20 protein-coding genes and 2 pseudogenes are annotated in these 20,049 nt (G+C 69.8%); 4 read left to right on the top strand and 18 right to left on the bottom strand.

Features of this window, described 5'->3' with window-relative positions; genetic code table 11:
* The first annotated feature begins 93 nt into the window (after positions 1 to 93).
* On the top strand, positions 94 to 1,026 hold the full coding sequence (locus x551_RS09015) for a glyoxylate/hydroxypyruvate reductase A (RefSeq protein WP_036232836.1): 933 nt from the start codon (positions 94 to 96) through the stop codon (positions 1,024 to 1,026).
* Here x551_RS09015 and x551_RS09010 read toward each other — a convergent pair.
* The 10 genes and pseudogenes from x551_RS09010 to x551_RS27075 all read right to left on the bottom strand — a co-directional run bounded on the left by x551_RS09010 (position 1,023) and on the right by x551_RS27075 (position 11,129).
* A complete protein-coding gene (locus x551_RS09010; protein ID WP_253950330.1) occupies positions 1,023 to 3,482 on the bottom strand; it encodes an EAL domain-containing protein in 2,460 nt (819 codons plus the stop codon). The genes x551_RS09015 and x551_RS09010 overlap by 4 nt on opposite strands.
* Before the next feature lies 1 nt (position 3,483).
* Positions 3,484 to 4,068, bottom strand: a complete 585-nt coding sequence (locus x551_RS09005; RefSeq protein WP_237706354.1) for a methylamine utilization protein — start codon at positions 4,066 to 4,068, stop codon at positions 3,484 to 3,486.
* 160 nt (positions 4,069 to 4,228) lie between these two features.
* Positions 4,229 to 5,320, bottom strand: coding sequence for a DNA polymerase III subunit delta (gene holA / locus x551_RS09000; protein ID WP_011827817.1), 1,092 nt, complete (start codon positions 5,318 to 5,320; stop codon positions 4,229 to 4,231).
* 12 nt (positions 5,321 to 5,332) lie between these two features.
* On the bottom strand, positions 5,333 to 5,842 hold the full coding sequence (gene lptE, locus x551_RS08995; RefSeq protein ID WP_036232859.1) for an LPS assembly lipoprotein LptE: 510 nt from the start codon (positions 5,840 to 5,842) through the stop codon (positions 5,333 to 5,335).
* Positions 5,843 to 5,847: 5 nt separating this feature from the next.
* Positions 5,848 to 8,540: pseudogene (leuS, locus tag x551_RS08990) on the bottom strand (leucine--tRNA ligase).
* Between the two features lie 91 nt (positions 8,541 to 8,631).
* The gene (locus x551_RS08985) at positions 8,632 to 9,069 is read right to left on the bottom strand and encodes a biopolymer transporter ExbD (protein WP_036232845.1); all 438 of its coding nucleotides are present in this window, start codon (positions 9,067 to 9,069) and stop codon (positions 8,632 to 8,634) included.
* A gap of 6 nt (positions 9,070 to 9,075) precedes the next feature.
* Positions 9,076 to 9,741: a MotA/TolQ/ExbB proton channel family protein gene (locus tag x551_RS08980; protein WP_011827821.1), complete on the bottom strand. Its 666-nt coding sequence runs from the start codon at positions 9,739 to 9,741 to the stop codon at positions 9,076 to 9,078.
* 11 nt (positions 9,742 to 9,752) lie between these two features.
* Positions 9,753 to 10,522: pseudogene (dapB, locus tag x551_RS08975) on the bottom strand (4-hydroxy-tetrahydrodipicolinate reductase).
* A 56-nt stretch (positions 10,523 to 10,578) separates the two neighbouring features.
* The gene (locus tag x551_RS08970) at positions 10,579 to 10,968 is read right to left on the bottom strand and encodes an outer membrane protein assembly factor BamE (RefSeq protein WP_231497663.1); all 390 of its coding nucleotides are present in this window, start codon (positions 10,966 to 10,968) and stop codon (positions 10,579 to 10,581) included.
* An 8-nt stretch (positions 10,969 to 10,976) separates the two neighbouring features.
* Positions 10,977 to 11,129: a hypothetical protein gene (locus x551_RS27075; RefSeq protein WP_231497664.1), complete on the bottom strand. Its 153-nt coding sequence runs from the start codon at positions 11,127 to 11,129 to the stop codon at positions 10,977 to 10,979.
* A 113-nt stretch (positions 11,130 to 11,242) separates the two neighbouring features.
* On the opposite strand from x551_RS27075, the gene fur reads away from it, so the two are divergent.
* On the top strand, positions 11,243 to 11,680 hold the full coding sequence (fur, locus tag x551_RS08965; RefSeq protein ID WP_011827824.1) for a ferric iron uptake transcriptional regulator: 438 nt from the start codon (positions 11,243 to 11,245) through the stop codon (positions 11,678 to 11,680).
* A 7-nt stretch (positions 11,681 to 11,687) separates the two neighbouring features.
* On the opposite strand, the gene hprK is transcribed toward fur, so the two are convergent.
* The 3 genes from hprK to raiA form a co-directional block, all read right to left on the bottom strand.
* The gene (gene hprK, locus x551_RS08960) at positions 11,688 to 12,644 is read right to left on the bottom strand and encodes an HPr(Ser) kinase/phosphatase (RefSeq protein ID WP_011827825.1); all 957 of its coding nucleotides are present in this window, start codon (positions 12,642 to 12,644) and stop codon (positions 11,688 to 11,690) included.
* Positions 12,645 to 12,869: 225 nt separating this feature from the next.
* Positions 12,870 to 13,340: a PTS sugar transporter subunit IIA gene (locus x551_RS08955; protein ID WP_011827826.1), complete on the bottom strand. Its 471-nt coding sequence runs from the start codon at positions 13,338 to 13,340 to the stop codon at positions 12,870 to 12,872.
* A gap of 223 nt (positions 13,341 to 13,563) precedes the next feature.
* Entirely contained in the window at positions 13,564 to 13,908 is a 345-nt protein-coding gene (gene raiA, locus x551_RS08950) for a ribosome-associated translation inhibitor RaiA (RefSeq protein ID WP_011827827.1), read from the bottom strand.
* A gap of 371 nt (positions 13,909 to 14,279) precedes the next feature.
* Here raiA and corA point away from each other — a divergent pair, with 371 nt between their 5' ends.
* Positions 14,280 to 15,236: a magnesium/cobalt transporter CorA gene (corA, locus tag x551_RS08945; RefSeq protein WP_036232848.1), complete on the top strand. Its 957-nt coding sequence runs from the start codon at positions 14,280 to 14,282 to the stop codon at positions 15,234 to 15,236.
* Positions 15,237 to 15,291: 55 nt separating this feature from the next.
* Positions 15,292 to 16,455: an MFS transporter gene (locus tag x551_RS08940; RefSeq protein ID WP_216701313.1), complete on the top strand. Its 1,164-nt coding sequence runs from the start codon at positions 15,292 to 15,294 to the stop codon at positions 16,453 to 16,455.
* 12 nt (positions 16,456 to 16,467) lie between these two features.
* On the opposite strand, the gene x551_RS08935 is transcribed toward x551_RS08940, so the two are convergent.
* From x551_RS08935 to x551_RS08915, 5 genes are all read right to left on the bottom strand, one after another.
* Positions 16,468 to 16,908 carry a nuclear transport factor 2 family protein gene (locus x551_RS08935; protein WP_036232853.1) on the bottom strand — a complete coding sequence of 147 codons (441 nt, stop codon included), beginning with the start codon at positions 16,906 to 16,908 and terminating at the stop codon, positions 16,468 to 16,470.
* On the bottom strand, positions 16,908 to 17,693 hold the full coding sequence (locus x551_RS08930; protein WP_011827831.1) for an SDR family NAD(P)-dependent oxidoreductase: 786 nt from the start codon (positions 17,691 to 17,693) through the stop codon (positions 16,908 to 16,910). Before x551_RS08930 ends, x551_RS08935 begins: the two co-directional genes overlap by 1 nt.
* A gap of 6 nt (positions 17,694 to 17,699) precedes the next feature.
* On the bottom strand, positions 17,700 to 18,248 hold the full coding sequence (locus x551_RS08925) for a DUF3833 domain-containing protein (RefSeq protein WP_011827832.1): 549 nt from the start codon (positions 18,246 to 18,248) through the stop codon (positions 17,700 to 17,702).
* Positions 18,245 to 19,552 (bottom strand): MFS transporter, encoded by a 1,308-nt coding sequence (locus x551_RS08920; protein ID WP_081771277.1) that lies wholly within the window; start codon positions 19,550 to 19,552, stop codon positions 18,245 to 18,247. Before x551_RS08920 ends, x551_RS08925 begins: the two co-directional genes overlap by 4 nt.
* Positions 19,549 to 20,049 (bottom strand): chalcone isomerase family protein (locus tag x551_RS08915; RefSeq protein ID WP_036248214.1); only part of this gene is annotated, 501 nt, incomplete at its 5' end. The genes x551_RS08915 and x551_RS08920, both read right to left, overlap by 4 nt.

The raw sequence follows: 20,049 nt of genomic DNA, 5'->3' as shown, positions 1-20,049 counted from the left end.
GGCCGAGTTGCTGCAGCTGTCGGGCGATCGCGCCGGCATCCGCGCGCAGACCGTGCGGCGGGCGCTGCAGCGCCTGCTGGAGGCCGCGCTGCCGTGAGCCTGCTGCTGGCCTGCGATGTCGGTGCCGACGAAGCCGAGACCTGGCGCGCGGCGCTGTCCGCCGCGCTGTCCGGCGAACACCTGCTGACATCGAGCCAGGGCGCTGCCGACGACATCGAGGTCGCGATCGTCGCGAACCCGCGTCCCGGCACGCTGGCCGGGCTGCCGCGGCTGCGCCTGATCCAGTCGCTGTGGGCCGGCGTCGACCGCCTGCTGGCCGACCCGACGCTGCCGGCAGGCGTGCCGATCGTGCGCATGGTCGATCCGGCGATGAGCGCGGCGATGGCCGAGACGGCGCTGTGGGCGGTGCTGGCGCTGCACCGCGGCTTCTTCCGCTACGCCCGACTGCAAGGTGAGGGACGCTGGGCGCCGCACGGTCAACGCCGCGCCGACGAACTGATGGTGGCGGTGCTGGGGCTCGGGCAGATGGGCCGCGGCACCTCGCTGCGGCTGGCGGCGCAGGGCTACCGGGTGCGGGGTTGGAGCACGCGGCCGACCGCCATCGAGGGCATCGAGACGCATGCCGGCGAGGCCGAGCTCGACACGCTGCTGGCGCAGGCCGACATCGTGCTCAATCTGCTGCCGCTGACGCCCGCCACGCGCGGGCTGTTCGATGCCGCCCGCCTCGCGCGCATGAAGCCCGGCGCCGGCCTCGTCAACCTGGCGCGCGGCGCGCACGTGGTCGAGGCGGACCTGCTGGCCGCACTGGATGCTGGGCGGCTGCGCCACGCGGTGCTCGACGTGTTCCAGACGGAACCGCTGCCGGCCGGGCATGCATTCTGGTCCCACCCCCGCGTCACCGTGCTGCCTCATGCGGCCGCGCAGACCGATCCGCGCAGCGCGGCCTGCGTGGTGGCGGCCAACCTGCAGGCCTGGCGGTCCGGCCGCCCGTTGGCGAATCTGGTGGATCGCCAGCGCGGCTATTAGGGCTTGTCAGAGCGCCAGCCGGCTGAAGTCGGTGTCCAGCCGCACCGCTTGCACCTGCGGTGCGGTCCAGTCGCGGATCCAGTCGGCGAACAGGGCCTCGGGCATCGGCTTGGCGACGAAGTAGCCTTGCGCCTCGTCGCAGCCCAGCGCCTGCAGCAACTTCCAGCTTTGGCCGTTTCGATGCCCTCGGCCACCACGTTCAGGCCGAGGTTGTGCGCCAGGTCGATGGTGGATCGCACGATCTTCGCGTCGTCGAGATCGCGCTCCATGTTGAAGACGAAGCTCTGGTCGATCTTCAGCTCGTCGACCGGCAGGCGTTTGAGATAGGCCAGCGAGGAGTAGCCGGTCCCGAAGTCGTCGATCGACAGCTTGAAGCCCATCGCGTGCAGCCGCTCCAGCGTCTGCAGGGCGCGCTGCGGGTCGTCCATGATCGCGCTCTCGGTGATCTCGAGGCACATCGAGCCCGGGTTCAACGCCAGGGTGTCGATCAGGCGCTGCATCTTGGCCGGCAGGTCCTGATCGAGCAGGTCGCGGGTCGACAGGTTCACCGAGATCTTCAGGGCCGGCGCACCGGCGTTCATCTGGCGCAGCACCATCGCGCTGCGCTCGATCATCCAGCCGGTCAGTACGCGGATGAAGCCGGTCTGCTCGGCGAACGGTATGAACTTGCCCGGCGGCACCAGGCCGCGCTGCGGGTGCTGCCAGCGCACCAGCGCTTCGGCGCCGAGCACCGCGCCGGTGGCGAGCGAGATCTTGGGTTGCAGGTAGAGGCGCAACTGGTCGCGGTCGACCGCGGTGCGCAGTTCGCTCAGCAGCGACAGCGATTCGTCGCTGCTCATGTCGAGAGCCGCGTCGTAGACCTTCACGCCGAGCTGGTGCTGCTTGGCCGCGTACATCGCCAGCTCGGCGCGGCTGACCAGCGTGTCCGCCTCGACGCCGTGCGCGGGGCAGCAGGCGATGCCGATGCCGGCACCCAGGTCGACGGTGTGGTCGTCCAGCGAGATCGGGCGCTCGAAGGCGCGCTGGATGCGCTGCGCGATGCCGAGCGCGAGCGCGATGTCGGCGCTCGGCATCAGCATCGCGAACTCGTCGCCACCCAGGCGCGCCACCACGTCGTTGCTGCGCCGTGCCTCCTGCGTCAGGCGCTTGGCCACCTCCTGCAGCAGCCGGTCGCCGAAGCGGTGCCCGAGCACGTCGTTGACATGCTTGAAGCGGTCCAGGTCGAGCATCAGCACCGCGCACGGTTCGTTGCGGGCCTGTGCGTGCTGGATCGCGGCCCGCAGGTCGGCGCGGAACTGCTCGCGGTTCGGCAGCTGCGTGAGCCCGTCCTCGAAGGCCAGCCGGCGCACCTCGCCTTCCCGTTCGCGCACCGCCAGGCGCATGGTCTCGAAGGCCTGCGCCAGCTCGCCGATCTCGTCGTCCGTGCGCGCCGGCACAGCCTGCTCGTAGTCGCCCTGGCCGAGCCGGCGTGCCGAGCCGGCCAGTGTCTTCAACGGGGTGGTGATGCGGCGCGCGGTGTAGACGCTGACGACCGCGAACACCGCGATCGCCACCAGCGTGAAGGCCAGCAGGATCCACTGCAGGCGACGGTAGGGCGCGGTGGCTTCGTCCAGCGAGCGCATCAACACGGCCACCGTCTGCGGCTCGCCCTCGCGGCCCAGCGGCATGTCGCGCGCCAGCAGCTGGCCGCTGAGTCGGCTGCCGCCGTCGTCGGTCAGCGTCAGGGTGGCGTGGCGCTCCTTCTGCGACATCTGGTGGGTGGCCTGCGTCTCGCGCGCCAGAAGCCATTGCTCGACGAGCTGCGGCGAGGCCGCCGGGTCCAGCGTGGACTGCAGCACGTCCCAGCGCGGCGGGCTGCCGCGCTGCGTGAGCAGCGCGACGTCGATCGACGACAGCTGCTGCATCTCCTGCAGCAGGCTCGCCTCGATGCGGAAGCCCATCGCGACCCAGCCGATCGTCAGCGGCGCCTTCACCGGCACGGCCACCAGCTGGTAGGGCTCGCCGTCCAGCAGGACCAGGCGCTGCGTGGCGTCGGGGGCCGTGGCCAGCTGCCGCAGCGTGGGCAGGAAGCGCTCGGCGCCGTCGTGCGTGGCGGCCTTCAGGTTGAAGCGGGCATCGGTGAACACCGCCAGGCTCGCGCCGATGCGATCGCCCTGGTTGGCCAGCGCCGAGGCCAGCGTCTCGCCGTCGTTGCTGGCCACGGCGGCGCGGAAGCCGAAGTCGGACGCCAGCAGCCGCGCTGCATCGGTGAGCCGCCCCGCGTTCTGCGCCAGCAGGCGCTCGAACACCCGCTCGGCGGTGCGCAGCTCGGCGTTCACGGCGCTGCGGGCGTTGACGCTGATGCTGTTGCCGATCAGCAGCAGGCTGGCCAGCTGCACCACCAGCAGCAGGCCCAGGAACAGCGCGACGATGCGGAACTGCAGGCGCTTGGGCGTCATGAAGGCCGGCAGTGGCATCTCAGGGGGCCTTCGCGTCCAGCTTCACCGCGGCGGTGGCGGGGGTGCTGCCGAGCTTCAGTGGCTGGACCGGTGCCGGCCCGTCCACACCCAGCAGCGCGTGCCAGGTCTGCAGCTGGTGGTCGCCCGCGGGCAGCTCGAGCTGGGCGCGCCCGGCGCTGTCGGTGCGGGCGAAGTAGGGCGTGTCGACCACCCGGACGTAGGCGGTCATCGCGTCATGGATGTTGCAGCCGAGCACCGCGGTGCCGGGCTTGTCGAACACCACCGGTGCGGCCGGCGTGCCGGCGTAGAGCTTGAGCTCGAAGGTCTTGGTCGGCGAGAACGAATAGACGTGGTGGCGCACCGTGTCGAAGTTCGGGAAGCTGACGGCGGTGCCTGTCTGCACCGCCAGCACCGCAGGCGTGAAGCGCTTGTTCTTCTGGCCCAGCTCGGCGCTGACCCCGGGGGGTGCGGTGGGCGGGGTGCCCTTGACCTGCACCGCCACCACGGCGTCGGCCAGTGGCGTGCCCTCTTCGTCGGTCACCGTGATCACCAGCGGCACGGCATGAGCCGGCAGGCCGGCCAGCAGCAGGAGCAGGGTGGGCAATCCGGACAAACGGCGGTGCAGAGGCTTCATGGACGGGCAGGAGGCGATGGCGGCCGATCCGGGCCGGCCGGCGCGCATGATGCGCGAGCGCGAGCAATGGGGTGTCAGCCAGGGATATCGGCCGCGCGCGGACGTCCTGAAGGCGCGGCGACCCGACGCCTCAGGCCTGCAGAACGAGCCGCTGCGACGGGGTGCCGCGCGGCAGCTGGGCCGCCTGCATCGATCCCGCCAGCTGCAGCGCCAGCCGCTGCAGGCCGATCCAGGGGTCCTGCGGCCACTGCGGGTGCTTCAGACCCTTGACCAGGCCGTCACAGACATGGGCGGCCTCGATCAGGTGGTCGATCGTGCCGTCGCCGAGCCGGGGCAGCGCGCGCTCGAAGAGGCGTTCCTTGAGGCCCCAGATGCGGTTCTCGCGCAGCGCCATCGGCAGCGGCTTGCCGGCCGCGACGGCGTCCTTGCAGCGCCGCAATGCACGGATGTCCTCGGCCAGCGTCCAGTGCACCAGCACGGCAGCTTCGCCCTCGGCGCGCAGGCCGTCGAGCATGCGCAGCACGCGCGAGACCTGGCCGGCCAGCACCGCTTCACCGAGCTTGAAGACGCTGTAGCGCGCCACGTTCAGCACCGCCGCCTCGACCTGTTCGAAGCTCAGTTCGCCGGCCGGGTACAGCAGGCCGAGCTTGGTGAGCTCCTGCTGGGCCGCCAGCAGGTTGCCCTCGACCCGGTCGGCAAAGAAAGCCAGCGTGCGCTGCCCCTCCTCGTCGGCGGCGACGCGCTGGTTCTGCGCCGCGAGGCGCTGCGCGATCCACTGCGGCAGCGCCTGACGTTCCACCGGGTCGAGGCGCAGCGTCACGCCGGCCGATTCCAGCGCGCCGAACCAGGCACTGCCCGACTGCTGGCGGTCCAGCCGCGGCAGCGTGACCAGCGTCACCACGCCCTCGGGCAGGTGTTCGCAATAGTGCTGGAGCGCCTGCGACCCGTCCTTGCCCGGCTTGCCCGACGGGATGCGGATCTCGACGATCTTGGCCTCGGCGAACAGGCTCATCGAGCTGGCCGCGCCGAGCAGCGAACTCCAGTCGAAGTGCGCGCCGGCGACGTGGTGCACCTCGCGCTCGGTGTGCCCGGCATCGCGTGCCGCGGCGCGGATGGCGTCGCTCGCCTCCAGCGCCAGCAGCGGCTCGTCGCCGTGCAGCGTGTACAGCGGACGCAGGCCCTTCTTCAGATGCGCATCGAGCTGGTCGGGCTTGATCTGCATGCGCTTGCGAGCCTAAGGGGCCGGCACGGCGGCGAGCTGGCGCATCACCTGGTCGACGATGTCGCTCTGCATGCCGCGGTAGAGCATGGCCTCTTCCTGTTCCTTGGCGAGTGCGTTGGTCTCGTTGTAGCTCATGTCGCGGCTCAGCAGCAACTCGGTGTCGCGGATCAGCAGCCGCCCGCCCGGCGTGCGCAAGCGAAAGCGCAGCCGCGTGCGCAGCGTGAACTCGCGCACCTGTCCGGCGGCAGTCTGTGCGGCGACCGACTTGTCGCGCACGTCCTCCAGCGCCTCGAGCACCACCTGGGCCTGGGCCGGCGACTCGACCACGCGCGTTGTGCCGCTGGCCTCGATGCTGCGCCGCAATTGCTCGGTGAACGGCGAGCGCTGCGGGAAGCCGACCAGCTGCACCGTCGAGAAGCTCAGTTTCGGCGGGCGGCGCAGCTGGAAACCGCAGCCGGACAAGGCAAGGGCCGACAGCGCGAACGCGGCCTTCAGCGTGGTGCGACGGTGCAGAGGCGACATGCGGCTCACACCACCACGTTGACCAGCCGGCCGGGCACCACCACCACCTTCTTCGGCGTGCGGCCCTCGGCGAACTTCGCGAGCTCGGGGCTGGCCAGCGCAGCGGCCTCGATCGCCGCCCGGTCGGCCGACGCGGGCACCTTCAGCGCACCGCGCAGCTTGCCGTTGACCTGCAGCACCAGCTCGATCTCGTCCTGCACCAGCGCCTGTTCGTCGACCTCCGGCCAGGGCGCGTCGAGCAGGTCGCCGTGGGCCGCGGCGTAGCGAGGTCCTGCCACAGCGCGTGCGCGATGTGCGGCGCGGCGGGGTAGAGCGCACGCAACAGGATGCCCAGGCCCTCGCGCAGCGCCGCGCGGTCGGCGGCGGTGTCGGCGAGCGCGGCGCTTTCCAGCGCATTGAGCAGCTTCATCGCGCCGGAGACGACAGTGTTGTACTGCAGGCGGTCGTAGTCGTGGCTCACCTGGCGCAGCAGCAGATGCACGTCGCGCCGCAGGTCGATGGCGGCGCGCGAGGCGTCGGCGAAGTCGGTGCCGGCGGCCTGCACTGCCTCGCGCTGCTTCGTCGCGAAGGCCCACAGCCGGCGCAGATAGCGGAAGCTGCCCTCGGCACCCGAGTCCGACCACGCGGCGCTCTGGTCCGGCGGGCCGGCGAACATCGTGAACAGGCGCGCCGTGTCGGCGCCGAACTTCGCGATGATGTCGCGCGGCTCGACCACGTTGTTCTTCGACTTCGACATCTTCTCGATGCCGCCCAGCTGCACCGGCTGGCCGTCCTCGCGCGCGATCGCACCGACCGGATGGCCCTTGTCGTCGAACTGCACCTCCACTTCGCTGGGGTAGAACCAGCGCTTCTTGCCCGAGGCGTCCTCGCGGTAATAGGACTCGTTGAGCAGCATGCCCTGGGTGAAGAGCTTCGTGAACGGCTCGTCGAACTTGACCAGCCCGCAGTCGCGCATCGCCTTGGTCCAGAAGCGCGCGTACAGCAGGTGCAGCACCGCGTGCTCGATGCCGCCGATGTACTGGTCCATCGGCATCCAGTAGTCGTTGCGCGAGTCGACCATCGCCGCGTCGCTGTCGGGGCAGCAGTAGCGCATGTAGTACCACGACGAATCGACGAAGGTGTCCATCGTGTCCGTCTCGCGCTTGGCCGGGGCGCCGCACTTCGGGCAGGCCACGTTCAGGAAGGCGGCGCTCTTGTTCAGCGGGTTGCCCGAGCCGTCGGGGATCAGGTCCTCGGGCAGCAGCACCGGCAGGTCCTGCTCGGGCACCGGCACGTCGCCGCACCCGGGGTTGTCGGACCCCGGTCCCGATCCGGTGCAATGGATGATGGGGATCGGCGTACCCCAGTAGCGCTGGCGGCTGATGCCCCAGTCGCGCAGGCGCCAGGTGGTCTTCTTGTCGCCCAGGCCCTGAGCGGCCAGCGCCGCGGCCACCGCGTCGACCGCCACCGGGTAGCTCAGTCCGCTCAGGTTGCCGGAGTTGATGGTCACGCCGCGCTGCTTGTCGGCATACCAGTCCTGCCAGTGGTCGTAGCTGAAGTGTTCGCCGTCGACGTGCACCACCTGCAAGATATCGATGCCGTACTTCTTGGCGAACGCGAAATCACGCTCGTCGTGGGCCGGCACGCCCATCACGGCGCCGTCGCCGTAGCCCATCAGCACGTAGTTGCCGACCCACACCGGCACCGGCGCGCCGCTCAGCGGATGCTTCACGAACAAGCCGGTCGGCCGGCCTTCCTTGTCCTTGGTGGCCAGTTCGGCCTCGGTCGTGCCGCCGGCCTTGCAGGTTTCGATGAAGGCGGCGAGGTCCGGGTCCGAGGCAGCGGCATGCGTCGCCAGCGGGTGCTCGGGTGCGACCGCGCAGAAGGTCACGCCCATGATGGTGTCGGCACGCGTCGTGAAGACGTGCATCAGGCCGTCGCCGACCAACGTGCCGTCGGCGTCGCGGATCTCGTGCGGGAAGGCGAAGCGCACGCCGGCGCTCTTGCCGATCCAGTGCTCCTGCATCAGCCGCACGCGCTCGGGCCAGCCGTGCAGGAAGCCGGGGCTGGCCGGGTCGGCGACGTTGGCCAGCAGTTCGTCGGCGTACTGCGTGATCGCGAGGTAGTAGCCCGGGATTTCGCGCCGTTCCACCGGGGCGCCGCTGCGCCAGCCGCGGCCGTCGATCACCTGCTCGTTGGCGAGCACGGTCTGGTCGACCGGGTCCCAGTTCACGACCTGTGTCTTCTTGTAGGCGATGCCCTTCTCGAGCAGCTTCAGGAAGAACCACTGGTTCCACTTGTAGTAACCCGGGTCGCAGGTGGCGACCTCGCGCGACCAGTCGAAGGCCAGCCCGAGCGGTTGCATCTGCGACTTCATGTCGGCGATGTTGTCGCGCGTCCACTGCGCCGGCGCCACCTTCTTGTCGATCGCCGCGTTCTCCGCCGGCAGGCCGAAGGCGTCCCAGCCCATCGGCATCAGGACGTTGTAGCCCTTCATGCGCAGGTAGCGCGCCATCATGTCGTTGATGGTGTAGTTGCGCACGTGGCCCATGTGCAGCTTGCCGCTGGGGTAGGGCAGCATCGAGCAGGCGTAGAACTTCGGGCGGCTCGTGTCCTCGACGACGCGGTGCGCGTCGCGCGCAGTCCAGTGCGCGTGGGCGGCGGCTTCGATCGCGCCGGGTTCGTAAGCGGAGGCGGGGGCTGGATGCGGGGTGCTCATGCAGGGCACGGGCGCTGCGATGGCGCCGTCTCGGGAAAGTCGATGGATTCTAGGGCGCGACCCGTCGAGGACGACGGGCGTGCCGTGGCGCTCAGTTCGAGGAAGGCGACGCGGCCTCGGTGGGTTGCGCGACGAAGGCGATGCGGTTGAGGCCGGCGCTCTGCAGTCGGCCGATCAGCGCGGCCACGCGGCCGTAGGGCACGGACTGGTCGGCGCGCAACTGCACCTCCAGACCGGGCTGGCGCCGGGCGGCTTCGCGGATGCGGGCGTCGAAGGCGGCGTCGGCCAGGGCCTCGTCGCCTAAATGGAGTGCGCCGTCGGGCGTGAGCGCGACGCTGACGAAGCTGGGCGTGTCGCTGGGCGTTGCGGCATCGGCCCGGGGCAGGTCGAGGCGCAGGCTCGAGGTCATCAGCGGGGCACTGATCATGAAGATCACCAGCAGCACCAGCATCACGTCGATCAGCGGCGTCATGTTGATGTCGCTCATCGGCTGCGGCAGCGCGGTGCGCTCCAGGCGACCGAAGGCCATGACGGTTCAGCCTCGCTCGGTGCCCGGGCGGGGCGCCGAGGCGTCGTCGAGCAGCATCTCGCGCAGGTCGTGGGCGAAGCCCTCGAGTTCGGCCTCGCAGGCGCCGACCAGCTTGCCGAACACGTTGTAGGCCAGCACCGCGGGGATCGCGACCGCGAGGCCGGCGGCCGTCATGACCAGGGCCTCGCCGACCGGGCCGGAGATGCGGTCGATGCTCAGGTTGCCGGCCGCGGCGATGCCGAGCAGCGCGTGGTAGATGCCCCAGACGGTGCCGAACAGGCCGATGAAGGGCGCCGTCGCGCCGATCGACGCGAGCAGCACCTGGCCGAACTGCAGTTGCATCAGCACGCCGTGCAAGGCGTCGCGCAGGCGGCGCGTGAGCTGCGAGGCGCGCGCGCCGGCGGCCTCGAGCGTGCCACCGCGGGCGGACTGCAGCCCGGCGTCGAGCAGGGGCACCAGCGCCGCCTCGCGATCGAAAATCTGCAACTGCGTGCGGGCTGCCGCCAGATCGGGCGCGGCCCAGAACGCCGGGACGGCGCGCGCGAGGTCGGCACGCACCCGGCGCAGCAGCCAGGACTTCCAGAAGATCAGCACCCACGCGCTGACCGACATCAGCAACAGCAGCGCGGCGACGAGGCGGGTGATCGCGTCACCCTCGGACCAGAAGTGCACGAGACCGCTGGTCACGTCGCCACGAGGCCCAGAACGGCCTCCATGCCGTAGAGGCCGCGCTGCTGGTCGGCGAGGAAACGCACCGCGCGCAGGCTGCCCTGGGCATAGGTGGCGCGACTGCTGGACTTGTGCGTGATTTCTATGCGCTCGCCGGTGCCGGCGAACAGCACGGTGTGATCGCCGACGATGTCGCCGCCGCGCACGGTGGCGAAGCCGATCGTCGACGGATCGCGTTCACCGGTGACGCCCTCGCGACCGTAGACCGCGCAGGACTTCAGATCGCGGCCCAGCGCGTCGGCCACCACTTCGCCCATCTTCAGCGCGGTGCCGCTGGGGGCGTCGACCTTGTGGCGGTGGTGGGCTCGATGATCTCGATGTCGTAGCCCTGGCTCAGTGCCTTGGCGGCGGTGGCCAGCAGTTGCAGAACCACATTCACGCCCACGCTCATGTTGGGCGCCATCACGATGGCGATGTGCTGCGCGGCCTCGGAGATGCGAGCCTTGCCGGCCTCGTCGAAACCGGTGGTGCCGATCACCAGCTGCACGCCGAGCTCGCGGCAGGCCTGCAAGTGGGCCAGCGTGCCCTCGGGGCGCGTGAAGTCGATCAGGACCTGGGCGTTCGCGAGCCCGGTACGCAGGTCGTCGGTGATCATCACGCCGCTGCGCTGGCCGAGGAAACCGGCGGCATCCTGCCCGAGCTGGGGGCTGTCGGGCCGGTCGAGCGCGCCCGCCAGCACACAGTCGTCCGAGGCCAGCACGGCCTCGATCAGCATGTGGCCCATGCGGCCCGACGCACCGGCGATCGCGATGCGGCGCCGTTCAGCCGCGGCCACCGCCTTCACGGCGTCGCCTCCAGCGGCGGGTAGTCGCGGGCCGGGCCCTGCGGCGCGCTGTTCGGCTCCGGGATGCTGCCCTTGGCGGGCATCGGCAGCGCCTTGAGCTGTTCGTCGTTCAAGGCCAGGGTCGGCACCTTGGCGCCTTTCGTGCTCTTGGTGTCGATCGACGACACGAAGTCGCGCTCGCTCGGCAGTTCGTCGGCCTCGAAGGATTTCATCGTGTCGCCATCGAACAGCACGGTGACGCGGCGCTGCTGGTAGGCTGCGCCCGGGCGCCGGATCGTGAACACGTAGTCCCAGCGGTCGGCGTGGAAGATGTCGGCGAGCAGCGGTGACCCCAGGGTGTCACGGACCTGCGCCCGCGTCATGCCGGGCTTGACGGCAGCAGCCATCTCCTGCGTCACGACGTTGCCTGAACAACCTCGACGCGATAAGGGGTGATCAGCCCGAACAGGCGGTCCGACGTGGAGCGCATGGAACTGCAGCCGCCGAGCACGACGGACGCCAGCAGCAGGCACAGGGCACGGAGATGGGGCGAGGAAGGCATGGACATCGGTGCAGCAGGCGGGCCGCTGCGAGAGCGACGGGGTGCCCGCCGCACCAGGGCCGCAGGCTCGATATGATCCAAGAATTCTAGTGGAGCCCACCTGCCCCGAGGACCTGCCGATGACCACCCATGCCGAAGACCTCAAGAGCAGCGGACTCAAGGCCACCCTGCCGCGCCTCAAGATCCTCGAGGTGTTCCAGACCTCGGCGGTGCGCCACCTGACGGCCGAGGACGTCTACAAGCACTTGCTGGCCGACGGTTCCGACATCGGCCTGGCCACGGTCTACCGGGTGCTGATGCAGTTCGAGCAGGCCGGCATCCTGTCTCGCAATCACTTCGAGTCGGGCAAGTCGGTGTTCGAGCTCAACGAGGGCAAGCACCATGACCATCTGGTGTGCGTCGTGTGCGGGCGGGTCGAGGAGTTCTACGACGCCGAGATCGAGAAGCGCCAGCTGCAGATTGCCCGCGAGCGAGGCTACGAGCTGCAGGACCACTCGCTCGCGCTCTACGTGATCTGCGGGCGCGACGGCTGCAAGGGCAGCAACTCGCCGCGCTGACCGACGTTCAGATCGGTTCGTCGCCTTCCATCGCGATGCGATGGCGGGCGATGAACTCCTGGTAGGTGTCGATGCCGCGCAGCTTCAGGATGGTGTTGCGCACTGCGGCTTCGACCAGCACGGCGAGGTTGCGGCCGGCGTCGACCGCGATCACCGCCTTCAGCACCGGTACGTCGAGGACGTCTTCGTAAAGCGGCTCGTAGGGCAGCCGTTCGAAGTCGCGCTCCATCGTCTCCTTCCGCACCAGGTGCACGATGAGCTTGAGGCGCATCTTGCGACGCACCGCGGTCTCACCGAAGATCGCCTTGATGTCGAGCAGGCCGATCCCGCGCACCTCGAGCAGGTTCAGCAGCAGGTCGGGGCAGCGGCCTTCCAGGGCCGTCTGCGACACCCGGTACAGGTCGACTGCGTCGTCCGCCACGAGGCCGTGGCCGCGCGAGATCAGCTCCAGGCCGAGTTCGCTCTTGCCCAGGCCGGACTCGCCGGTCAGCAGCACGCCCAGGCCGAGGATGTCCATGAACACGCCGTGCCGCGTGGTGCGGTCGGCGAAGTGCTGGCTCAGGTGGGCGCGCAGCACGTCGATCACATGGCCGGCGGATTCCTCGGTCACGAACAGGGGGATGTCGGCGCGTTCGCACATCGCGACCAGCCGGTCCGGCGGCGTCTGCTGGTCGGCCACGATCACCACCGGCGGTTCCAGCGTCACGATGCGCGAGATGCGACGTTCCTGGTCTTCCGGGGGAACGTCGACGAGGTAGCGCACCTCGCGTCGCCCGACGATCTGCACGCGATAGGGGTGGATGTAGTTCAGGTAGCCCACCAGGTCGGCGGCCGACTGGGCATCGCGCACCGCGACCTCGTCGAAGCGGCGCTCCGGGTGGGCGTGGCCGGCAAGCCATTCCCAGCGCAGCGCGGTGCGGTGAGCCTCGAACAGCGCTTCTGCGCTGATGACGGTGGGCTTCATTGACCGCCTCGGATCGCGCCAGCCGTTGCGCAGCAAGGCACGCGCGGACGCGGTGCTGCAGAACGAACGGATTGGGGCTTCATTGACCGCCTCGGATCGCGCCAGCCGTTGCGCAGCAAGGCACGCGCGGATTCGGTGTCGCAAGACGAGCGGGTTGGGGCTGCTTCATGGCATCGCCCCCGATGCAAGCCCGCTGCACCGTTCGACCCGGGACCGGCAGGTCGCTCACGCGACCGACTTCAGCGGTTCCCAGTTGGCAATCAACTCGTGGAGCTTGGCGGCGTCGGGCTCTGCCTTGAGCTTGTCGCGCAGGGCCCGGTCCGACAGCAGTTCGGCAATCTCCGAGAGGATCTCGAGGTGTCGCTGTGTGGCCGCTTCGGGCACCAGCAGGAAGATCAGCAGCGACACAGGTTCGTCGTCCGGTGCGTCGAAACCGATCGGCTGCTGCATGCGGATCACCGCCGCGAGCGGGTTCTTCAGCCCCTTGATCCGGCCGTGCGGGATGGCCACGCCATGTCCCAGGCCGGTGGATCCCAGGCGTTCACGGGCGAACAGGTTGTCGGTGACCGTCGCCCGTGCGATCGCGTGCCGGTTCTCGAACAGCAGGCCCGCCTGCTCGAACACGCGCTTCTTGCTGGTGGCGTCCACATCCACCAGCACGTTGCTGGCGGGCAGGATGGCGGAGAGACGGTTCATCTAGGGGCAGCGCCGGTTTCGACGAGAGGGGCCTTGGCCAGCGCTTCGCAACAAACGAGTGACAAATTATAGGAAGGAGGCCGGCCCCGAGTCTCAGGCGAGCCCTCCAGTCCCCGCGATGAGGTGCCTGCGGTTGCGGTGCGGCAACGACTTCCCGTCCGATCGGCAAGAACAAAGCGGCCCGCAGGCCGCTCCTTTATGGTCCGTGATCCTTGCGGTGGGCTTACTGCAGATCTGGTGCATCGAGGCGCTTGGCCGAGGCGTGGTGGTGGTCCTGCACCTTGTCCTTGTGGCGGCAGACCTGGCGGTCGAGCTTGTCCATCAGCTCGTCGATGGCGGCGTACAGGTCTTCGTGGGCCGATTCGACGAAGATGTCCTTGCCCTTGACGTGCACGTTGACCTCGGCCTTCTGCCGCTTCTCCTTCTCCTTCTGCTTCTCGACGCTCAGCAGGACATTGATGTCGACGACCTGATCGAAATGTCGAGTGACCCGATCTAGCTTTGTAAGTACATACTCACGCAGAGAAGGCGTCACTTCGAGATGGTGTCCGCTGATCGTCAGGTTCATAAGTTCGCCTTTCACTGAGGGTTGAGAAGGAAACCAGCGACGCAGGGACACGACATGCCGTGCCCCGACGGTCCGGTTCAGTGTGCGCCCGACGCTGCGGCGTGACAAGCCGATGACCAAGCCGGAAACGGGCCGCAGCGGGCTCGGCGCCTTGGCGCGAATGCCATAATCCTTGGGTTTCGTTGTCGGAGCTTCCGTTGGACACCACCCCACCTCGGTGACCGTCCACTCCAACCGCTTCCGCGCCACTTCGGGTGGCGCGATACCGCAGGGAGTGAGACGGTCTCGATCTCACTTCCCAAGCCGACCCCGAGCCCAGCTTCCGGGGTCGAATCCGCGGCGCGTCGGCCCGCGCGGTTGTTGGAGTTCGCATGCTGAACGTCTTCACGCTCGCCAATGGGCGGCTGTTCCAAGAAGAAATCGAGAGCGCGGCAGCGCTCGCCCATGTGCGGCCGGTGTGGGTCGACCTGGAAAGCCCGACGCCCGAGGAAAAGGGTTGGCTGGCCGGTCGCTTCGGACTGCACATTCCCGAGAACATCGTCGACGACGATCTGGAGGAGTCCGCCCGCTTCTACGAGGAAGACAACGGCGAACTGCACATCCGCTCCGACTTCCTGATCCACGACGAGGCGACACGAAATGTCCGCGTGGCGTTCATCCTGCACGACAAGGTGCTTTTTTCGGTGCATGCCGAGGACCTGCCGGTGTTCCGCCTGCTGCGGTTGCGGGCGCGCCGCACGCCGGCGCTGATCGAAGACGCCAAGGACGTGCTGCTCAAGCTCTACGACGCCGACGCCGAGTACTCGGCCGATTCGCTCGAGGGCATCTACGACGAATTGGAGAAGGTGTCGTCGCGCGTGCTGCAGTCGGAGGTGAACGACCAGACCGCCGCCGAGGTGCTGGCCGCCATCGCGCGCCAGGAAGACTTGAACGGCCGCATCCGCCGCAACGTGATGGACACGCGACGCGCGGTCAGCTTCATGATGCGCAGCCGCCTGCTCAATGCCGAGCAGTTCGAGGAGGCGCGCCAGATCCTGCGCGACATCGACTCGCTGGATTCGCACACCGCCTTCCTGTTCGACAAGATCAACTTCCTGATGGATGCCATCGTCGGCTTCATCAACATCAACCAGAACAAGATCATCAAGTTGTTCTCGGTGGCCAGCGTCGCGCTGCTGCCGCCGACGCTGATCGCCAGCATCTACGGCATGAACTTCAAGGCGATGCCGGAACTCGACTGGAGCCTGGGCTATCCGTACGCGCTGGGCCTGATGGTCGCGTCGGTGATCGCGCCGTTCTGGTATTTCCGTCGCAAGGGTTGGCTGTGATGGCGGCGCGGGGTCTCCGCGCTGCCGGTGAGACGCGATGAGCTCCGATGCTCCCGTGGGCCGCGGGCTCTGGCGCATCGGGGCGGGCACGACGCTGGTGGTGCTGGCCTTCAGCGTCGTCAACCCGGTGCTCGCCGTGACGCTTCAGCGCCGGGGTGTGAACGCTGGCGCGATCGGCCTGTTCGCGATGCTGCCCTTCCTGACCGTGGCGACGATGATCCCGGTGATGCCGCGCGTGTTCGCGCGCCTCGGCGTGATCCGCGCCTACCGGGGCGGCTTGGTGCTGGGCGTGCTGTCACTGGCGGGCTATGCGCTGACCGACAGCTATCTCGCTTGGTGTTGCTGGTCGGTGCTCGGCGCATTGGGCGCGGCGGCCGAATGGAACGGCACCGAGGCGCTGATCGCCTTCAACGCGCCGCCGGCCCGGCGCGGCCGCTTCACCGGGATGTACCAGACCGCGCTGGGCGCAGCTCTCGCGGTCGGTCCCTTGCTGCCCGGTGCGCTGCAATGGCTGTTGCCCGCGGGGCAGCCTCTGCACACGGTTTGGCTGCTGTGGGGCGCCGCCGCCATCTACGCGCTGGCGCTGGGGGTCACGGCCGGCCCCGCGGTCGGCCGTCTGCGGGCCTCGCACACCGGCGGCGGCCGCGACAGCCTGCGGGCCGCGCTGCGGGCGCGGCCGGCACTGGTGTGGATTGCCTTCGCGGGTGGTGTGTTCGAGGCGGGCCTCGGTGGCATCACCGCGGCCTATGGGTCGCAGCTCGGCATGTCGCTCGGCGTGGCGACGTCGATCGCCGGCGCGCTGGGCGTCGGCAGCTTCGTGCTGCAGTACCCGGCCGGCTGGCTGGCGGACCACGCGCCGGTGCGGCGGGTGTTCGGCGTCGCCGGTGCCTTGTTGCTGCTGTCGGTGCTGGCCTTCGGCCTGGCACCCCGCGTGGCCGCGTTGTTCTGGGTGGCGGCTTTCCTGTGGGGCGCGATCGGCGGCGCGCTCTACACCTTGACGATGGTCCGCGTGGCGCACGAGTTCACCGGTCGCTCCACCATCGCCGGCACCGCAGCGATGATCACCGGCTACACCGCCGGCGGCGCCGTCGGGCCGGCGGTCAGCGGCCTGATGCTCGAACGCTGCGGTGTGCCGGGGCAGTCGCTTTGGCTGGCCGCGCTCGCCGTCAGCGTGATCGCCGTGGCACTGCGCATGCGTGCCGGACCCGAGGGTCCCTGAACCGGCGGTCCCTCAGCGGCTGGCACGGCGCTTGAGCCAGCGCATCAGCACGCCGATCGCTGGCAGCTTCTCGTACAGCTCCTCGGCGGCATCCCAGTAATCACGATGCTGCGCGATCCGGCCGTCGGCGGCGAAGCGCAGGTGCGAGGCGCCGCGCACCGTCTGCAACTCGTAGCGGTAGCGCCTGAAGCGGAACAGGAAGTCCCAGGTCAGCAGGCACTGGTCGCCTTGCACGATGACGTCCCGCACCACGAAGCGCGGTTCGTCGAGCGCGTCGAACATGTGGGCGAACACCGCCTGCACGGCAGCCTGCCCCTCGACCTCGTTGAAGGGGTCCTTGAACAGCGCGCCTTCGGTGTAGATCTCGCCCAGGCGCGGCAGGTCCGCGCGGGTGAGGTGCTCGAAGCGTGCGATCACGCGTGCGACGCGGGAGTCGTCGGTGGATGCGGACATCACAGACCCGTGGCGCGGCGCACCGCCTTGAAGTACAGGCCGTCACCCACGTGGCTCAGCAACTTCATCCACAGCGTGAAGCGCTTCGGGAAGTGCAGCTCGAAGACGCCCGAGGCCCAGCCCGCGAGAATGGCCTGCGCCGCCTGCTCGGGGGTCAGCAGCGCCGGCATCGCGAAGTCGTTCTGCGCCGTCAGCGGCGACTCGACGAAGCCGGGGTTGACGATCGACACGCCGATGCCCTTCGCGTGCAGGTCGAGGTAGAGCGTCTGCGCCAGGTTGATCAGCGCCGCCTTCGTCGGCCCGTAGGCCAGCGAGTTCGGCAGTCCGCGGTAGCCGGCCACGCTGCCGACCAGGCTCAAGTGCCCTCCCGAGCCGGCCGCGGCCTGCTCGAGCAGCCCGGGCAGCACCGCGTCGACCAGATGCAGCGCGCCGACATAGTTGACCTGCTGGTGCAGCAGCATCTCGTCGAGGTCGAAGGCCGTGGCGCGCTGCGGCTTGTAGTGGCCCGCGCAGTACATCGCGAGATCGATACGACCCATCAGGCCCCGCACGCGGCGCGCGGCGGCCTGCATCGCGGCACGGTCGGTCGCGTCGAGCACCACCGCATGGCTGCCGGGATGCTCCTGCACGAAGCGCTCGAGGTCCGCCGCCTTGCGGGCCGACACCACCACGGTCGCCCCCTGCGCATGCAGCGCCGACGCGGTGGCGCGACCGATGCCGCTGGAGGCGCCGACCAGCCAGGCGAGCTGGCCGGACCACTCGGTAAGGGGGGGATTCAGGGACACGGAGGCTCAGCGCTTGTAGAAGGACAACGTGACCTCGCCGAGGCGGACACCGAACTTGCTCATCACTGCCTTGTTCAGCATCACGCGCTCGTCCATCAGGTACATCCAGTCGTCGAACTGCACGTCGATGACCCTGCCGTCCACCGGCAGGCGCAGCGTGTAGCGCCAGTTGAAGGCGTTGCCCGCGGCCTGTCCCTGTGCCTCGCCGCTCACGTCGTCTGCGGTGCCGGTGTAGCGGCCGCCGTCGAGCTTCTTCAGGCGCCAGACGCGGCGCTGTTTCGTGCCGTCGCTGTAGGTGAAGTCCTCGTCGAGCACGCCGTCGTGGCCCTGCCAGCTGCACTTCATCACCACGCGGAAGCGCTTGACGACCTTGCCCGAGCGGTCGGTGAACACGCCATGGGCGTCGAGCGTGCCGTTGAAGTACTGGGCGAGGTCGAGCGTCGGCTGCTCGGCGGCGTAGTCTGCGACGGTCGGGCCGGCGCAGCCGGTCAGGCCGCCGGTGGCCGCGAGTGCCACGGTGGCGCCGACGGCCGCCAGCAGGGTGCGCTTGTTCATGCGAAATCTCCAGCGTCGGGGTGGCGCAGCCACAGCGCCCACAGCAGCAGCGCGGCGCCGAGCTTCAGCGCGCACGGCAGCAGGCAGTAGGCGAAGCTCAGCGCGGCGAGCGCCTGGGGGTCTCGCGCACCGGTCTCGTAGCCCGTGGCCTGCAGCAACGGCAAGGCCACGCCCGCGGCGAGCGCGAGGTTGAGCTTGGTCGCGAAGTTCCACCAGCCGAGGTAGGCGCCCTCGCCGTGGCCGGCGTGGCCAGCACGCTGGATCACGCCGGTCAGCAGCGCGCCGGGTAGCGTGAGGTCGGCGCCGAGCGCCGCGCCGCTGGCGATGCACACCGCGAGGAAGCCGAGCGTGTCGCCGGCGCCCAGCGTCGCGGCCCAGCCGAAGGTGGCAATCGCCAGCCCCATGCCGGCGAGCCAACTGCGCGCCAGGCCGAAGCGGGCGACGCTGCGCAGCCACAGCGGGATCGATAGCGCGCCGGCCGCGAAGTACGCCGCCAGGAAAGCCGGCTCCCAGGCCGGTGCCTGCAACCGGTCGCGGATGAAGAACAGCACCAGCGTGGCCGGTACTGCGCTGGCGATGCCGTTGACGATGAAGATCGCCAGCAGGCGTCGAAACGCCGTCACGCGAAACGGCTGCACCGATGCGGCGCCACCGGTGGCCAGAGGAGGGCGAAGCACCGCCCTTGGTGCCTGCCGCAGCAGCGCCAGCCCGGCCAGCAGCAGCACCGCGAACACCAGCGTGGTGGCCTGCAGGCCGGACGCCGACGGCAGCACGCTGGCGATCAGCACGCCCACCACCGCGGCCCCTTCGCGCCACGCGACCACGCGGGCGCGGCCCGCCTCGTCGCCGCCGAGCCGTGCCCCCCAGGCCTGGTGGACCACCGAGACCACGCTGTAGCCCAGGTAGGTGAAGACCAGACCGATCGAGCACCACGCGAGCAGGGCCGCCGTGCCTTCGACGGCGGGAAAGAACAGCGCTCGAAAGCCGGTCGCGAGCACCAGCGCCGCGATCGTGGCGGCCCACCACGCTGACAGGACCTTCCGCGCGAACAGCCGGTCCACCCAGCGGCCGATCAGGGGGTCGGCCAGCGCGTCCAGCAGACGCGCGGCGAGCAGCACGGCGCCGAGCGCGGCCAGCGGCACGCCGAACTGCGCCGCGTAGTGGTTCGGCAGCAGCACGTACAGCGGCAGTGCGACGAAGGCCAGCGGCAGGCCGAGGGCGCCGTAGCGCAGGCCGTCGCCGGACGAAGCCAGCCCGGCTGTGGCGGGCGGCAGGCCGAGCGCTGCCATGGCCCGCTCGCTCATGGCGTGTCCCCGAGCAGCGATCGCCGCAGCGCCGGCTGCGAGGTCTGCGGACCGAGCCAGATGCCGAAGAAGCGCTGCGCGAATGTGGGGTCGCGCAGCTCGCCGGCCGGCTGGCCGTTGAAGTAGAAGCGCGCCATCTCGCCCGGCCGGTGCACCCCGGTGATCCGGGAGCCGGCCACCACGTTGGGGAAGGTCGTCGTCATGAAGGCCAGCCAGCCCTGTCGCTGAGCGTCGGGCAGCGGGCCGGCGCGCTGCATCTCGTCGATCGAGCGCTCGGCGATCTTCTCGCCGTCGAGCGAGCGGGCGTACTCGAGCTCGAGCGCGAAGCGGTGCGCCGCATAGTCCTCCCGGCTGGGGGCGGTGGCGGGATAGTCGGGGCCCACCCACAACCGGGCGTCGTAGATGTGCAGGCCGAAGTAGCGCAGACGGCCGCTGCCCTGCAGGCGTGCGCCTGGCAGCTCGGCCAGCGCCTCGGCCGGAGGCCTGGCCGCGGCTTG

This window comes from Methylibium sp. T29, from assembly GCF_000576205.1.
In the GTDB taxonomy this organism is placed as follows: Bacteria; Pseudomonadota; Gammaproteobacteria; order Burkholderiales; family Burkholderiaceae_C; genus Methylibium; species Methylibium petroleiphilum.
Note: the sequence above shows the minus strand (reverse complement) of the source record. Positions and strands in the feature narration are given on the sequence as shown.

Bases quoted from the DNA above. Each gene is read 5' to 3' on its own strand.
- holA (WP_011827817.1), bottom strand. From the start codon at position 5,320: ATGCAGATCAAGCCCGACCAGCTCGATGCGCATCTGAAGAAGGGCCTG.
- x551_RS08920 (WP_081771277.1), bottom strand. From the start codon at position 19,552: ATGAGCGAGCGGGCCATGGCAGCGCTCGGCCTGCCGCCCGCCACAGCC.
- x551_RS27075 (WP_231497664.1), bottom strand. From the start codon at position 11,129: ATGTCCATGCCTTCCTCGCCCCATCTCCGTGCCCTGTGCCTGCTGCTG.
- hprK (WP_011827825.1), bottom strand. From the start codon at position 12,644: ATGAAGCCCACCGTCATCAGCGCAGAAGCGCTGTTCGAGGCTCACCGC.
- lptE (WP_036232859.1), bottom strand. From the start codon at position 5,842: ATGTCGCCTCTGCACCGTCGCACCACGCTGAAGGCCGCGTTCGCGCTG.
- raiA (WP_011827827.1), bottom strand. From the start codon at position 13,908: ATGAACCTGACGATCAGCGGACACCATCTCGAAGTGACGCCTTCTCTG.
- corA (WP_036232848.1), top strand. From the start codon at position 14,280: ATGCTGAACGTCTTCACGCTCGCCAATGGGCGGCTGTTCCAAGAAGAA.
- x551_RS08955 (WP_011827826.1), bottom strand. From the start codon at position 13,340: ATGAACCGTCTCTCCGCCATCCTGCCCGCCAGCAACGTGCTGGTGGAT.
- x551_RS08935 (WP_036232853.1), bottom strand. From the start codon at position 16,908: ATGTCCGCATCCACCGACGACTCCCGCGTCGCACGCGTGATCGCACGC.
- fur (WP_011827824.1), top strand. From the start codon at position 11,243: ATGACCACCCATGCCGAAGACCTCAAGAGCAGCGGACTCAAGGCCACC.
- x551_RS09010 (WP_253950330.1), bottom strand. From the start codon at position 3,482: ATGCCACTGCCGGCCTTCATGACGCCCAAGCGCCTGCAGTTCCGCATC.
- x551_RS08970 (WP_231497663.1), bottom strand. From the start codon at position 10,968: ATGGCTGCTGCCGTCAAGCCCGGCATGACGCGGGCGCAGGTCCGTGAC.
- x551_RS08925 (WP_011827832.1), bottom strand. From the start codon at position 18,248: ATGAACAAGCGCACCCTGCTGGCGGCCGTCGGCGCCACCGTGGCACTC.
- x551_RS08985 (WP_036232845.1), bottom strand. From the start codon at position 9,069: ATGGCCTTCGGTCGCCTGGAGCGCACCGCGCTGCCGCAGCCGATGAGC.